General features: G+C 69.9%; 13 protein-coding genes and 1 pseudogene. 5 read left to right on the top strand and 9 right to left on the bottom strand.

Annotated elements, in window-relative coordinates:
* Positions 1 to 35 precede the first annotated feature (35 nt).
* Together ACH4U7_RS24050 and mshD are read right to left on the bottom strand one after the other, a co-directional pair.
* On the bottom strand, positions 36 to 2,297 hold the full coding sequence (locus tag ACH4U7_RS24050) for an RNA degradosome polyphosphate kinase (RefSeq protein ID WP_398529913.1): 2,262 nt from the start codon (positions 2,295 to 2,297) through the stop codon (positions 36 to 38).
* Between the two features lie 262 nt (positions 2,298 to 2,559).
* The gene (mshD, locus tag ACH4U7_RS24045; protein WP_398529912.1) at positions 2,560 to 3,495 is read right to left on the bottom strand and encodes a mycothiol synthase; all 936 of its coding nucleotides are present in this window, start codon (positions 3,493 to 3,495) and stop codon (positions 2,560 to 2,562) included.
* 313 nt (positions 3,496 to 3,808) lie between these two features.
* Between mshD and ACH4U7_RS24040 the strand changes: the two genes are divergently transcribed.
* On the top strand, positions 3,809 to 5,623 hold the full coding sequence (locus ACH4U7_RS24040; protein WP_398529911.1) for a bifunctional metallophosphatase/5'-nucleotidase: 1,815 nt from the start codon (positions 3,809 to 3,811) through the stop codon (positions 5,621 to 5,623).
* Between the two features lie 174 nt (positions 5,624 to 5,797).
* Positions 5,798 to 7,264, top strand: a complete 1,467-nt coding sequence (locus tag ACH4U7_RS24035; RefSeq protein ID WP_398529910.1) for an FG-GAP-like repeat-containing protein — start codon at positions 5,798 to 5,800, stop codon at positions 7,262 to 7,264.
* Between the two features lie 15 nt (positions 7,265 to 7,279).
* Here ACH4U7_RS24035 and ACH4U7_RS24030 read toward each other — a convergent pair whose 3' ends face one another.
* The gene (locus ACH4U7_RS24030) at positions 7,280 to 7,486 is read right to left on the bottom strand and encodes a DUF397 domain-containing protein (protein ID WP_398529909.1); all 207 of its coding nucleotides are present in this window, start codon (positions 7,484 to 7,486) and stop codon (positions 7,280 to 7,282) included.
* 12 nt (positions 7,487 to 7,498) lie between these two features.
* Positions 7,499 to 8,353: a helix-turn-helix domain-containing protein gene (locus tag ACH4U7_RS24025; RefSeq protein ID WP_398530226.1), complete on the bottom strand. Its 855-nt coding sequence runs from the start codon at positions 8,351 to 8,353 to the stop codon at positions 7,499 to 7,501.
* A 130-nt stretch (positions 8,354 to 8,483) separates the two neighbouring features.
* Between ACH4U7_RS24025 and ACH4U7_RS24020 the strand changes: the two genes are divergently transcribed.
* Positions 8,484 to 9,005 (top strand): ATP-binding protein, encoded by a 522-nt coding sequence (locus tag ACH4U7_RS24020; protein WP_398529908.1) that lies wholly within the window; start codon positions 8,484 to 8,486, stop codon positions 9,003 to 9,005.
* A 26-nt stretch (positions 9,006 to 9,031) separates the two neighbouring features.
* Positions 9,032 to 9,658, top strand: a complete 627-nt coding sequence (locus ACH4U7_RS24015; RefSeq protein ID WP_398529907.1) for a hypothetical protein — start codon at positions 9,032 to 9,034, stop codon at positions 9,656 to 9,658.
* 25 nt (positions 9,659 to 9,683) lie between these two features.
* On the opposite strand, the pseudogene ACH4U7_RS24010 reads toward ACH4U7_RS24015, so the two are convergent.
* The 5 genes and pseudogenes from ACH4U7_RS24010 to ACH4U7_RS23990 form a co-directional block, all read right to left on the bottom strand.
* Positions 9,684 to 10,107 (bottom strand): annotated as a pseudogene (locus ACH4U7_RS24010) (transposase); the annotation flags it as partial.
* Positions 10,108 to 10,257: 150 nt separating this feature from the next.
* The gene (locus ACH4U7_RS24005) at positions 10,258 to 10,917 is read right to left on the bottom strand and encodes a DUF4232 domain-containing protein (RefSeq protein WP_398529906.1); all 660 of its coding nucleotides are present in this window, start codon (positions 10,915 to 10,917) and stop codon (positions 10,258 to 10,260) included.
* A gap of 791 nt (positions 10,918 to 11,708) precedes the next feature.
* On the bottom strand, positions 11,709 to 12,398 hold the full coding sequence (locus tag ACH4U7_RS24000; protein WP_398529905.1) for an isochorismatase family protein: 690 nt from the start codon (positions 12,396 to 12,398) through the stop codon (positions 11,709 to 11,711).
* Complete coding sequence (locus ACH4U7_RS23995) at positions 12,373 to 12,747, bottom strand: hypothetical protein (protein WP_398529904.1); 375 nt, start codon at positions 12,745 to 12,747, stop codon at positions 12,373 to 12,375. The genes ACH4U7_RS24000 and ACH4U7_RS23995 overlap by 26 nt, the downstream gene beginning before the upstream one ends.
* Positions 12,748 to 12,840: 93 nt before the next feature.
* Positions 12,841 to 13,431 (bottom strand): short chain dehydrogenase, encoded by a 591-nt coding sequence (locus ACH4U7_RS23990; RefSeq protein ID WP_398529903.1) that lies wholly within the window; start codon positions 13,429 to 13,431, stop codon positions 12,841 to 12,843.
* Positions 13,432 to 13,580: 149 nt separating this feature from the next.
* Between ACH4U7_RS23990 and ACH4U7_RS23985 the strand changes: the two genes are divergently transcribed.
* Positions 13,581 to 14,447, top strand: coding sequence for a helix-turn-helix transcriptional regulator (locus ACH4U7_RS23985; RefSeq protein WP_398529902.1), 867 nt, complete (start codon positions 13,581 to 13,583; stop codon positions 14,445 to 14,447).
* The last annotated feature ends 57 nt before the right edge of the window (positions 14,448 to 14,504 follow it).

Here is a 14,504-nt window from a genome sequence, read left to right as displayed (position 1 = left end):
GGCCGGCCCCCGTAACCCCGACCGGCGACGACAGATCATGTCGCTGTACCACGCCGTCGCCTCCGGGCGTCTATGAGCGTTTCCTGTATGTTCCGCAACGGTTGTCCGTCCGCATCCGTTGCGTGCCGCGTCCACTCGCCGTCCGGGCCCAGATGCCAGGAGGAGGTGGAGTCGGACATGCCGGACTCCAGCAGACGGTTGAGAGAGGCGCGGTGGCCCGGGTCGGCGACCCGCACCAGGGCCTCGATCCGGCGGTCGAGATTGCGGTGCATCATGTCGGCGCTGCCGAGCCACACCTCGGGCTCTCCCCCGTTCCCGAACGCGAAGACCCGCGAATGTTCCAGGAACCGGCCGAGGATCGAGCGGACCCGGATGTTCTCCGAGAGTCCCGGCACCCCCGGCCGCAGCGCGCAGATGCCCCGCACCCAGACGTCCACCGGCACACCCGCCCGCGAGGCCCGGTACAGCGCGTCGACGACGGCCTCGTCGACCATCGAGTTGACCTTGATCCGTACGTAGGCGGGCCGCCCCGCCTTGTGGTGGGTGATCTCGCGGTTGATCCGGCTGATCAGCCCGTCGCGCAGCGACCTGGGGGCGACCAGCAGCCGCTGGTAGTTCTCCCGCCGGGAGTAGCCGCTCAACCGGTTGAACAGGTCGGACAGGTCGGTGCCGACCTTCGGGTCGGCGGTCAGCAGCCCCAGGTCCTCGTACAGCCGGGCCGTCTTCGGGTGGTAGTTGCCGGTGCCGACGTGGCAGTAGCGGCGCAGCGTGTCGCCCTCCTGGCGGACCACCAGCGACAGCTTGCAGTGGGTCTTGAGGCCGACCAGGCCGTAGACCACGTGGCAGCCGGCTTCCTCCAGCTTGCGCGCCCACTTGATGTTGGCCTGTTCGTCGAAGCGGGCCTTGATCTCGACGAGGACCAGCACCTGCTTACCGGCCTCGGCGGCATCGATCAGCGCGTCGACGATCGGCGACTTGCCGGAGGTCCGGTAGAGCGTCTGCTTGATCGCGAGTACGTCGGGGTCGGCCGCCGCCTGCTCCAGGAATGCCTGGACAGAGGTCGAGAAGGAGTCGTACGGGTGGTGCAGCAGTATGTCCCGCTCGCGCATCGCGGCGAAGATGTCCGGCGCGGAGGCGGACTCGACCTCGGCCAGGTCCCGGTGCGTCCCGGCCACGAACTTCGGGTACTTCAGCTCCGGCCGGTCCAGCGCCGCTATACCGAAGAGCCCGGTGAGGTCCAGCGGCCCCGGCAGCGGATAGACCTCGGCCTCGGAGACCTTCAGCTCGCGCACCAGCAGGTCGAGCACGTACGGGTCGATGGACTCCTCGACCTCCAGCCGCACCGGGGGCCCGAAGCGGCGCCGCAGCAGCTCCTTCTCCAGGGCCTGGAGCAGGTTCTCCGCGTCGTCCTCCTCGACCTCCAGGTCCTCGTTGCGGGTCACCCGGAACATATGGTGCGCCAGCACCTCCATGCCGGGGAACAGCTCCTCCAGGTGCGCCGCGATCACGTCCTCCAGCGGTACGTACCGCTGCGGCGACGCCTCCAGGAACCGGGAGAGCAGCGGCGGGACCTTCACACGCGCGAAGTGATCATGGCCGCTCACCGGGTTGCGCACCACGACCGCGAGGTTGAGGGAGAGCCCGGAGATATACGGGAAGGGGTGCGCCGGGTCCACGGCCAGGGGCGTCAGGACCGGGAAGATCTGCTGGCGGAAGAGTGTGAAGAGGCGGGACTGCTCGTCCTCCGTGAGATCGGGCCAGCGGATCAGATGTATGCCCTCTTCGGCCAGCGCGGGCGAGACGTCCTGCTGGAAGCAGGCCGCGTGCCGGGCCATGAGCTCCCGCGACCGGGTCCAGATCAGCTCCAGCACCTCACGGGGCTGCAGCCCGGAGGCGGAGCGGGTGGCGACTCCGGTCGCGATGCGCCGCTTGAGGCCGGCGACCCGCACCATGAAGAACTCGTCCAGGTTGCTCGCGAAGATCGCGAGGAAGTTCGCCCGCTCCAGCAGCGGCGTGTTCGGGTCCTCGGCCAGCTCGAGCACCCGCTCGTTGAACGCCAGCCAGCTGCGCTCACGGTCGAGGAACCGCCCCTGGGGCAGCGCCTCCCCCTCCGCGTCCAGGGTGTCGACCTCGTACGAGTCCAGGTCGCCGTCGAGGTCGGGGTCGAGATTCCGGACAGGCGGCGCGGCGACAGCATGCGGCCGGTGGGCCGCGATGGAGCCGACCGAGGGCTGAGGCTGAGGCTGCTGCGGGTGGGGCTGCGCGTGGGCGGGGGCCTGACCGCTGGAGTGGTTCATGTCCTCATTGTTCCGCGCCGAAGGCGGGAACGGCTTACCGGAAACCTGTGCTGAAGCGGCACGGAGCCTCCGGTTCGAGGTGGGCGGCACGGCGGGCTGCATTCAGCGATGCTTGCAACCGAGTTTGAATCGCCGGTAACGGAGACATGGCGCGTAGGAAATCGCGATCCATCCCGCAGGCGACCTGGAGCCCCGCCCCGGCCGCCGTTCCGCCGCCCACCGTCCCACAGTCGGGCCCCAGGCCCCAGCCCCCCTCCCGGGCTCAGGTCTCCGTGCGGTACATGAGATCGGTCTCGTACGTCGTGAAGCCCTGCCGACCGTAAACGGCGACAGCGGGGAAATTGTCGGCGTCGACGTACAGCATCGCCGTCGGCAGCCCCCGCCCCGCCAGGTGCCGCAGCCCGATCGCGGTCAGCGACCGGCCGAGCCCGCCGCCCTGCGCCTCGGGCCGCACCCCCACCACGTACACCTCGCCCAGCCGCTCCTGCGCATGCACCTTGGTCCAGTGGAACCCGACGATCTCCCCGCCCCGCTCGGCCAGGAAGAAGCCCTCGGGGTCGAACCACGGCTCCCCCATCCGGTCCTCCAGATCGCGCAGGGTCAGCGAGCCCTGCTCGGGGTGGTGCGCGAAGGCCGCCGCGTTCGCCGCCAGCCAGGCGGCCTCGTCCTCGCCCGGCCGGAAGGTCCGTACGGTCACGCCCTCCGGCAGCACCGGCTCGGGGATGTCCAGCGTCTCCGGCGGCCCCAGCGGCCGGCGCATCTGCCGCAGCTCCCGGAACAGCGTCAGCCCCAGCACCTGCGCGAGATGGCGCGCCGAGGAGTGCCCGCCGTGCGCCCACACCCGCAGCCGCTTACCGGATTCGCGCAGCAGCGTCACGCCCAGCGCCCGGCCGTGCCCCTGCCCACGGTGCGCCGGATGCACGACCAGCTCGGCGGCCGGGGCCTCCACCGGGTCGGTGTCCTCCAGCTGCGCGTACCCCACGAGCTTCCCGCTCGGCTCCTCGCTCAGCAGCAGATGGCGCACCCCCTCCCGCCGCCCGCGCAATTGCAGCCGCCCCTGCTCGGACACGGCCTGCTGACCATCGGTGCGCGCGGCCTCCGCCACGAGCCGCAGCACGTCCTGCGCCATGGCGGGCGTCACCTCGTCGAGGACATCGATCCGGCGTGCGCCGGCCGCCTCGTTCAGCACGTCATTCATGCTCCCGAGCCTACGGCCAGGCCCTGGCCGGGCAGCCGGCCGCGCATCCCCTGATCCGTGGGTCACTCGCCCGACGGATCCCCGGCTCCCACGCCGAACCGTCCCCACACCCCACGCCCCCGCCATACCGCCGAACGGGTGAGGCCTCGGCGACGCGTCTCAACCGGTCGCCGCACCGGACGCCCCCTCTCCTCCAGTCGCCCGCACGCAATGAGCTCGTAACCTCGATCCCCCTGCCCCGCTACGCGCGTTGACCGTAAGCTGCCGCGCACAACTACCACGGTTCACAGAACGGTTCACAGAGGGGAACCACATGCCAGCGACACCTGGGCGGCACCGCGCGGCCCGCCGGTTGACCGCCGCCGCGGCCGTGCTGGCCGCGGCGGCCGGAGTCCTGTCCGCCGCGGGCCCGGCAGGCGCGAACGCCGACTCCACCGACTCCGCCAAGCCGCGCCCGGCCCGCACCGTCGATGTGCAGCTGCTGTCGTTCAACGACCTCCACGGAAACCTGGAGCCCCCGCAGGGCTCCTCCGGCACCGTCACCGAGACCCAGCCGGACGGCACCACCAAGGCCGTCCCGGCGGGCGGCGCCGAATACCTCGCCAACGCCCTGCGCACCGCGCGCAAGGGCCACCCGTACTCCATCACCGCCGCCGGCGGCGACATGATCGGCGCGAGCCCGCTGCTGTCCGGCCTCTTCCACGACGAGCCGACCGTCGAAGCGCTCAACAAGCTCGACCTGGACGTCACGGCCGTCGGCAACCACGAGTTCGACGAGGGCCGCGCCGAGCTGGAGCGCATCCAGAACGGCGGCTGCCACCCCAAGGACGGCTGTTACGAGGACGGCAAGACCTTCCCCGGCGCCGACTTCCCCTACCTCGCCGCGAACGTCACCGACGAGAAGACCGGCAAGCCGATCCTCAAGCCCTACACCGTCTGGCAACGCAACGGCGTCAAGATCGGCTTCATCGGCGTCACGCTCGAAGGCACCCCCGACATCGTCACCGCAGAGGGCGTCAAGGGCCTGAAGTTCCACGACGAGGTCGAGACGATCAACAAGTACGCCAAGGAACTCAACCGCAAGGGCGTCAAGTCGATCGTCGCGCTCATCCACGAGGGCGGGCTGCCCGCCTCCTCCTCGTACAACTACGACTGCGACAGCTCCGGCCCGGGCGCCGGCATCTCCGGCCCGATCGTCGACATCGCCAAGAAGATCACCCCGCAGGTCGACGCCCTGGTCACCGGCCACACCCACCAGGCCTACGCGTGCACCATCCCGGACCCCTCCGGCACCCCGCGCACCGTGACCTCCGCCGCCTCCTTCGGCCGCCTCTACACCGACACCACCCTCACCTACGACCGGCGCACCGGCGACGTCGTCCGTACGAAGGTGAAGTCGGCCAACCACGTCGTCGACCGGCAGCAGCCCAAGGCCGCCGATATGACCGCCCTCATCGGCCGTTGGAACAAGCTCGCCGCGCCGGTCGCCAACCGGCCCATCGGCTACGTCTCCGCCGAGATCCCCGGCCGCGGCTCCACGGCTTACGAATCACCGCTCGGCGACGTCATCGCCGACGCCCAGCTCGAAGCGCTCTCCCCCGCCGACAAGGGCGGCGCCCAGCTCGCCCTCATGAACCCCGGCGGCATCCGCTCCGACCTCGCCTACGCGGCGTCCGGCAGCGAGGGCGATGGTGTCGTGACGTACGGCGAGGCCTTCACCGTGCAGCCCTTCACCAACATGCTGAACGTCATCGACCTCACCGGCGCCCAGCTCATCACCGCCCTGAAGCAGCAGGTCAGCGGCTCGAACGAGGCATCCCCCAAGATCCTCCAGGTCTCCAAGGGCCTCACCTACACCCTCGACCTCACCAAGACCGGCGCCGACCGCGTCGTCGCCGACTCGGTGAAGCTCAACGGCGAGGCCATCGACCCGGCCAAGACCTACCGCGTCGCGATGAACGAATTCCTCGCGGGCGGCGGCGACGGCTTCCCCGCCTTCAAGGACGGCAAGAACAAGCTGGTCGGCCAGTCCGACCTGGACGCCTTCACGGCCTACCTGGGCGCCCACTCCTCGGCCACCTCGCCCCTGGCTCCGCCGACGGCGGACCGGATCAAGATCGTGAAGTGAGCCGTCTGCGCTGAGCGCTACGGACGCGGCCCGGCGCCCAACGGATTCCGTTGGGCGCCGGGCCGCGCTGCTTCAGACGGCGTTAACCTTCTGGCCGCCATATCAACCCAACCATTCCACCTCCTCGTTGGTCTCACCCAGCCAGATGACGAACCACCGGAAGAGGGAACGGGTATGCGCAGACGCTTGCTGTCCGTAGGTGCCGTGACGGCCGTGGTCACCGCCGTGGTCACGGGGGTGGCGCTGGCAGGGACCTCGCACGTCGCCGCGAACACGGGCGCCCCGGGCGGCGGCAGCGACGCCATGAGCCTGGCGGCAGCCACCGCGGGTTCGGGCAAGGCCGCCGACGTGGACGGCGACGGCTACGACGACCTCGCCGTCGGAGCGCCCGACGCCGCCACCAAGGGCTACGCCAAGGCCGGTTACGTGGCCCTGACGTACGGCACCAAGAACGGCATCCAGGTCAGCCGGCACAAGGGGCTCACCCAGTCGTCCACCGGTGTCCCGGGCACACCGGAGGCCGGTGACCGGTTCGGATCCGCGCTCGCGCTGGGCGACATGGACGGCGACGGCTACGCGGACCTGGTCGTCGGCGCGAGCGGCGAGGCCATCGGCGACGTCAAGGGCGCCGGTTCGGTGACCGTCGTCTTCGGCTCCGCGACCGGTCTGTCCACCAAAGCCATCGCGTTCCACGCGCCGACCGTCACGGCGCGGCAGGGCTTCGGCGGCCGGCTGGCCCTGGGCGACTACAACCACGACGGGCTGAAGGACCTCGCCGTCGTCGACGGCACGAAGGTCGACGTCGTCCTCGGGGCGAAGAACCTGCGCTCGACGCCCACCCCGAAGATCACCCGGATCACCCCGCCCGGCGGCGGCGCCGGAACGCGTGGCATCTCGAGCGGCGACATCAACGGCGACGGCTACGACGACCTCGTCACCGTGGCGTACTTCGACGACCCCGCCGACGAAGGCACCCTCGGCGTGCTGCCGGGCTCCCGAACGGGCCTGAAGAGCACGCCACTGGGCCGCAACGTCGGGTTGCCCTTCGCCGACTACAAGGCCGTGGTCGGCGACATCAACGGCGACGGCAAGGCCGACGTCGTCATCGACACCGGCTTCTCGGACGGCCCCGACGACTATCTGCTGCGCACGTTCCCCGGCAGCGCGAGCGGCCTCGACGCGGCGGGCGCCGTGGTGTGGAACGGCGGCCCCCACCAGGGCACCGCGGCCCGGCTCGCGGACGTCAACGGCGACCGCCACGCCGATCTGCTCATCGGCGACCCCAGTGCGGACGACAGCGACGGCTTCTCCAACGCCGGAGCGCTCACGGTCGTACCCGGCAGCGCGAACTGGCTGGCCGCCTCGAAGGCCCAGACGCTGTCGCTCGACACCAAGGGCGTCGTCGGCGTCGCCGAGACGGGCGACCTGTTCGGCTCGGCGATGGCCCCCGGCGACTACAACGGCGACGGGACGGCCGACCTCGCGGTGGGCGCCCGCGGCAAGTGGCGCGGGACGGGGGCCGTCAGCATGCTGTACGGCGGTGGCGACGGTCTGACCGGCACCGGTTCGATCCTCTTCGGCCCGGATTCATTCGGGTACGAGGCGGTCAAGGCGTCGTTCGGCGCGGCCGTTTCCGGGTGACGTTACGGGTGGCCGTTACTGGCGCCGGGTGGCCGCGAGGTGGTCCAGGCGGCCGGCCTTGGTGCCGCGTATGAAGGCGCGGAGAGCGGCGGGTGTTGTGGTCAGGATGGCCTCGGGCTCGTCGCTCTCGCGCATTGCGATGTTGCCGTCGGCGGCGGCGACGTTCACGCAGTTGGATGCGTCCGCGCTGTAGGAGGACTTACGCCACTGATACGTGGACACGTTTCTCACCTTTCACATGCTGCGCATGATGCCGTGGATGAAGTCCCGCGACTGAGCCGGCTTGAGGGCAGTCGTCTCCATCCGTTCGAGAAGGGCTCTGTACTTGCCCAACTCAGCCTCAGCGTCGATGAACTGACACCCGTGAGCTGAGTCGAGCTGCACCGTGTCGAGCTGCGGCACAGCGCCAGAGACATAATCGAACGATTGCCCTGTCCCAGGGAAGGTGCCGCCGCCACTGAACGGGATCACCCGGACGTTGATGTTGTCGAGCTCACTCATCGCAATGACATGTTCGAGCTGTGCGCGGACCGTGCGCACTCCGCCGAACTCCATTCGCAGGGCAGCCTCGTGGATGATCGCGGTGTACGACACCGGCCCGCCCTCGTGGAGAACCGCCTGGCGCTTCATCCGGTGGGACAGCCGGTGCTCCACCTCGTAAGCCCTCAGCGGCGGAGCCGCTTCCCGCAACACTGCCCGTGCGTGATCAACGGTCTGTAGCAGCGCGGGGATATGAATGACCAGCGCAACGCGGATCTCCTGAGCCTGATGCTCCAGCTCCGCCAGATCGGCGAAGCTGGCCGGTAGATGCTCCCGGTACTCGTCCCACCAGCCTCGTGTGCGCCCGCCTGTCATCTCCGCCATCGCGTCTACCAGACCGTCCTCCGCGCAGCTGTAGTTGCGCGCGAAGAGCCGCACACGGTCCGCGCTCACCGGATATCGACCGGCCTCGATGCTGCTCAGGCGAGCCTGAATGATCCCGTGCCGTGCGGCGGCAGCGGTTGAGGACAAGCCCGCTCGTTCACGAAGCTTCCGTAGCTCCGTGCCAAGGCGGCGCTGCGTCAACGTCGGGGTACTACTCGGCGGCATCGGCTCTCCCTTGTCACCCACACGAAGTCATTTGGCAGCGCTGCTGCCGATTTCGTAGCAGGTCTACCACCCACTGCTCTACCGTGTGAGCCAAGCCACTCAACTCCACCCGACCGAGGGAGAGACACGCATGGCAACCGTATCGCCGCACGACTCCGGCCCCGGGCCATCGGACGACGCCGACCAGCCCTGGACGTACACCCTCCGTCTCCCCAACGACCCGAGGGCCGCCCGGATCGCGCGGGTCACTCTCCGGGCGGTCCTGTCCGGCCACGGCATGGCCGAGCTGACCGAGACCGCCGAACTGCTCACCAGCGAGATGGTGAGCAACGCACTCTGCCACTCCGACGGCCCCGCTCAACTCCGCCTGCGCCATCTCTGCGAGAACCGCCTCCGGGTCAGCATCTGGGACACCAATCCGCTCATCCCCGCGCCCTTCGACACCCCGCCCGGTCGGCTCGACCGCTTCACCGCCCTCACCGAGGCCGCCGCCAAGGTGGACGACACGCACGGCCGTGGCCTGCTCATCGTCCGGCTCTGCGCGGACAACTGGGGCGGTTACCCACTCGCCGACGACCTCTTCGGCATCAGCGGAAAGCTCCTGTGGTTCGAACTCACCCCGCACCGCGCCACGTTCGACATCGCTGCTTGAGGCGGCCGCACCTGTAGTGTCCCGCCATGCCGACGCGACGCCTGGCCTTTGTGGCTCCGCTCGACGAAGACGACGAGGTCGAATGGGACGCGGACGGGGGATGGTGTCACGTCGCGGCCAACCACCCGTTCGCCATGTTCGCCGTTGGCCAAGGATGGCGGCCGATTGCGCTGCCGGAGTCGTACGAGGATGGCGACCGTGCCGTGCGTGAGTGGCAGACCCTCGATCACACCGTCGTGCGGCTGACCCTGGACACGATCATCGCAGTGAGCCATGTCGAACTTCAGGGCGACTCGATTGAGACGACGGAGGCGGTGATCCGCGCGGCTTGGGAATGTGGGACCTCTTCCGACGTTCTGTCCGCGCTCAAGCACCTGAATACGCTTGGCGAGGCGCAGGCGAAGCAGGAGCTTCGGCGGCTCGCCGTGACCGGCCCGCGGGATCCGGACGCACGAGTTGTCGAGATGCTCGAGGGTGCCGTTCGAGACCCACGTCCAAGGGTCCGTTCAGCGGCAATGACAGTCGTCCAGTACCTCAAGTGGCAGGAACTTCGGCCCAGCGTGGAGGAGGTCTTGCGCCTCGACCCCGATGATGTCGCCGCGTCCAGCGTCCTCTTCCTGCTGGACCTGGTGGGGCAGGCGGAGGGTGGCTGACCCAGCGGCCGCGTAACCAGCCGTCCAGCCCGCCGCCCGCGAGGATGCGGCGCAGGTGGTCGTCATCGTAGCCCTTGTCGCCATGGAGCTTTGCCGGTCTGCGGCGTCGCGGCCGTGGCGGGAACGGAGCGCTCGGGGGTACGGCCTTTGACCAGCGGGGTCAGGGCCCTGCTGTCGTGCAGGTTCGCGTCGTGCAGGTTCGCGTCGTGCAGGTTCGCCCAGACCCTGGCCTTGCTCCACTCGGTGAACCGCCGATGACCGTGGCCCCTGACGGGCCGAAGGAAGCGGACGCCAACTGCTGCCAGGTACAGCCGGACGTGGCCACGAACACGGTCACGGCCGGCACCTCCTGGTCCCCCTGTCGATGCCGGCCACCGCCCTGAGGCCGACCGCACCGGTGCCTGCGGCACCACCCGCTGGAACAGCGTCCCCAACTCGTCCGGCACCATCCGCTCAACGACTCCCACCACGGCCGACCGATTACCCAACCGGCCAAATGGGATGACCTCTTAAGGGCGCGGGCCGTGAAACGGAAAGTCCGCTGCCCTGGTGTGTAACGCACTGGGGCAGCGGACCTTCGTCGCACAGCTCTGAGCTGGTCAGCCGACAGGGTTGACGAAGGTGGCGGGGCGGGTGGCGCTGCGCTGGTCGACGAGGCTGTCGTTCTCCCAGGGCCACTCGATCTTGAGGGACTTGGTCTCGTTGGGCGGGGTGATCTCGACCCAGGCCGGCTGGTAGAAGCCCTCTTCCTCCTTGGTGAAGGCGAGGTTGAGGGTGAACTCGGTGCTCTGGCCGGCCTCCACCTCCAGGGAGCTCCACTTCTGCGAGGAGCGGGCCAGGGACCAGCGCTCGCCGCCGTTGATCGAGGTCAGGTCCACACCGGGGAAGCCGCCGATCCTGCATGAGCTGGTGCCCTTGTTCATCAGGACGATGGTGGCGGTCGTCGCGCCCCCGTCCTCGTTCCGGGCCGGGAGCGCGTCCTCACCCGTGGCGAAGGCGGCTTCCAGGTTTTCGGTGCGGCAGCGCTCGGCGCCCGCGTGCGCGCTGCCGCCGCCCTCGGGGGCCTTGGCGTCGGAACCCTGCGCACCGTTCGAGGAACCCGACGAGCCGCTGGACCCGGCCGAGGCCTTGTCCTGGCCCTCTGCCTTCGTGTCGTTGTTGCAGGCCGTCAGAGTCAGGGCGGCGGCTGCGGTCAGGACCGCGGCGGCGACGCGGAAGGAGCGACGGCGGGCGGTGCGGGCAGTGGTGTTGGAGCGCATTTCGGGTCCCCCTGGGAGGTCGGTGTCGTGGTCTGCTCGGTACGACCACAACTCTGGCCGGGGCCACTACCGCGACACTGCCGCCCCGCTAACGTCCGGCTAACACGACTGTGACCAGGGAAAGGGCACCAAGGGGAGCCGAGGAGCCAGGTCGGTCGCACCCGCCGAGGCCGTTTCCACGCTCCGCTGCGCTGCGCGTTGGCTGCGGCGTGAGCTTCGCTGCGCTGCGCTGAGGGTTGGCTGCGCTGCGCTTCGCCCGCGCCTGTGCGCCGTCTCGCGGCATTCGGCTCACGCGGGTGCGGCTTTCGTCTCGGACCCTCCGGGTCCAAAGCGCCGGCGAGAAGGGGGAAGGGGGGCGGCCGGCCCGGCGTCCCGACTCCTCGGCCCGGCGGGCGGCTGAGCTCAAAGAGGCTCCGCTGCGCTCCGCCGCAGCTGCTGCCGCGCGGTGGCCAAGCCGGTCAGTCGGCTCTCCACCCACCCCCTCTTAAAAAAATGCTTGCTTTATATCAAGTACCGCATCAAGCGATTATTTAAGAGGGGGTGGGGGGAGGGCCCAATCGGACCGGCGCCCACCGCTCCGAGCGACCATCCGCCGCCCCGCTGCCGCGTTGGCCGGTGACGACCCGTTGGGCTGGACGGCGACGATACCTCCGGCGCCCCTCCCCTTCCCGCTGCTGGCCGCTTTGCGCCGAAGGCGCGAGACGATGCCCGCACTCGGCGGACGGAGCATGCCGTCCAGCGGCGCGGCGGGCACGGAAACGGATCCGTCCCCGCTGGATGCGCCTCGCGCCTCAGATGGCGTTGATCAGGTCCAGTACCTCGGATGTGGGCCGGACATCGCCGAACGAGCGATAGATGGTGTAGAGGGTGGCGTTGTGGTCTTGGTCCCGGCGGGCCGCGTTCGCGTCGGCGATCATGATGACCCGGAAGTCGAGGGTGCTGGCATCGCGCGCGGATGACTCGCAGCAGACGTTGGTGACGGTGCCGGTGATCAGGACGGTGTCGATCCGGCGGTCTTTCAACAACTCCGGCAGGGGGCAGCATCCCGGGAAGAACGCACTGGCTGCGGATTTCTCGACCAAGAGATCACCGGGTCGCACGGTGAAGTCCTGCCACAGACGCCCGGCCGGCGGCCCGGTGCCTCCGGAGGTGCGGTAGGTCTCGGCGACCTCGGGGCCGAGGAACTCCTCGGCCACAGCTGACCGTTCGCGCACTTCCGGCAGGACCCAGGCGACGGTGCCGCCGACCGCGCGAAGGGCGTCGGCGAGGCGGGTGATGTTGGGGACGATGCCGCGGCAGTACGGATTCTGCGACACGAAGAACGGCACCATGTCGACGACGACAAGCGCGGTGCGGGCCGGGTCCAGGTGGGTGAAGGCGAAGCGACGGCCACGGCGCTGCTCGTGCCGGGCGTACTCGCGGCTCTCGATCCGCCACGCATGCTGTTGCGCCTCGCTAGCCCCGCCAGTTACCGATGCCATCCCACGCGACCTCCAGCTCGCGCGCGCGAACCCCACCGAGCTCGGCGGCGACCACCCTATGCACATCGCGCATCTTTTGCATGCCGTTCATCCGGTCGAGTTCGGCACCGATCTCCCGGGTCCGCGGGTCTTTCCCTTTCATGCTCAGGAAACCCCGGGTCCTGGCGATCACGGCGAGCTCGTCCAGGAGTTGGTCGGTGCGGATGTCCTCGTCGACCGGGGAAGCGGCGGCGGAGCGGAGGAGCATATACGTGGGTCCGGACCGCGATCGGCGACCGCGTAGGGCGGCGAAGAAGCCGCCCAGCACGATGAGAGCAACAACCACGCCGATCAGTGCCGCCGACTCCATACCGTCTCCTTTCTCAGGGCCGATGGCGCCGGACGCTAGTGGAGGCGGTCGGGGACCGGTCCCCGTCAGGCCATGAGCGTCAGGCCATGAGAGTCAGGCCATGAGAGTCCTTCCGTGGGCGTCGCCCTCCACCGCGTCGGCGTAGGCGCGGGCGACATCCGCCGCCGGGGTGCCGATGGAAGGGTCCATGTCCAGGGCGACAAGGGTTTCGCGGACCCAGCCGGGGCTGACCACGTTCAGGCGGATGCCGCGCGGCATCTCCGTGGCGGCGGCGTACACGAACGCCTCCAGGCCCGCGTTGACCAGGTAGCCGAGTGAGCTGCCGGGGATGGGCTCGGTGAAGCGTCCGCTGGTGAGGGTGATGGAGCCGCCGTCGCGAAGGTGGGCGAGTGCTCGCCGCACGAGGTTCACCTGTCCGATCAGCTTGCCGTCGAGCCCGCTCCAGAACCGCTCGTCCGACGGAGCGTCCAGCGGGGTGAGGGCCCCGCTCGCGGCGCAGCACACCACCGCGTCGAGGTGGTCGTCCCCGACGCTCGCGAACAGGGCGTCGACCGATGCGGTGTCCGCCATGTCCACCCTTACCGGGCCTCGGCGCGAGGCACACAGCACGTCGTGGCGCTCCGCCAACGCGTCCGCGACCGCGCTGCCGATGGTTCCCGTCGCGCCGATCACAAGAATCTTCACTGGCTGTCCCGTCCGTTCCGCTGACCCTGGTCTTACTCAGGCTGCGATGTGCGGCGGGCCGTACCCAGTCCCCTGTCGGGGATACACCCGTGGTGACTACACCTGGCAGGTGCAGGCACCACTGGCGCGCGTCCACGAGACTGGGACGCATGGACACGCGTGAGGAGCTGGGGGAGTTCCTGCGGTCGCGGCGGGCGCGGCTGCGGCCCGAGGACGCGGGGCTTCCGGCGTACGGGGGACGGCGCCGGGTGCCGGGGCTGCGGCGGGAGGAGCTGGCGCAGCTCGCGGGGGTGAGCGCGGGCTACTACACACGGCTCGAACAGGGGCAGAGCCCCAACGCCTCGGATGCCGTGCTGGACGCCGTCGCCCGTGTGCTGCGGCTGGACGAGGCCGAGCGGGCCCATCTGTACTCGCTGGCCCGGCCGAAGCCGAGGGCCCGCCGCCGGGCGGCCAGGCCGGAGCAGGTGCGGCCGGGGGTGCGCGTGATGATCGAGTCGTTCGGGGATGTGCCCGCGCTGGTCATGGGGCGCTTCTGCGATGTGCTCGCATGGAACCGGATGGCGCATGCCCTGACGGCCGGACACCTCGACTTCGACGCGCCGAACCGCCCGGCCGAGCGCCCCAACATCGCCCGCCTGCTCTTCCTCGACCCCCATACGCGCGAGCTGTATGCCGACTGGCTCCGCAAGGCCCGCTCCACCGTCGCCGACCTGCGGTTGATCGCCGGGCGTTACCCGGGTGACCCCGCGCTGACCGGCCTGATCGGCGAACTGACGGTGGAGAGCCCGGAGTTCACCGAGCTGTGGGCCGCGCACACGGTGGGCGACTGCGGCACCGCCGCTCGCACCTACCGCCATCCCGTGGTGGGCACCATGACGCTCATGTGCGAGTTGCTGGCGCTCCCGGAGGACGAGGGGCAGCGGGTGGCCGTGATGAACGCCGAGCCGGGCTCACCGTCCGAGGAAGCCCTGCGGCTCCTCGCCGACCTGACCGCCGTGTCCCCGGACACGTTCTAGTGCCGCGTCAGTCAAGGTTTGCCCGATAGCGAGGCGTCCTGGTGCGTGCGATCGCAA

The sequence above is a fragment of the Streptomyces sp. NPDC020845 genome (assembly GCF_044334165.1).
Lineage (GTDB): Bacteria > Actinomycetota > Actinomycetes > Streptomycetales > Streptomycetaceae > Streptomyces.
The sequence above is the reverse complement of the archived record's forward strand: the minus strand, read 5'-3'. Positions and strand labels throughout refer to the sequence as shown.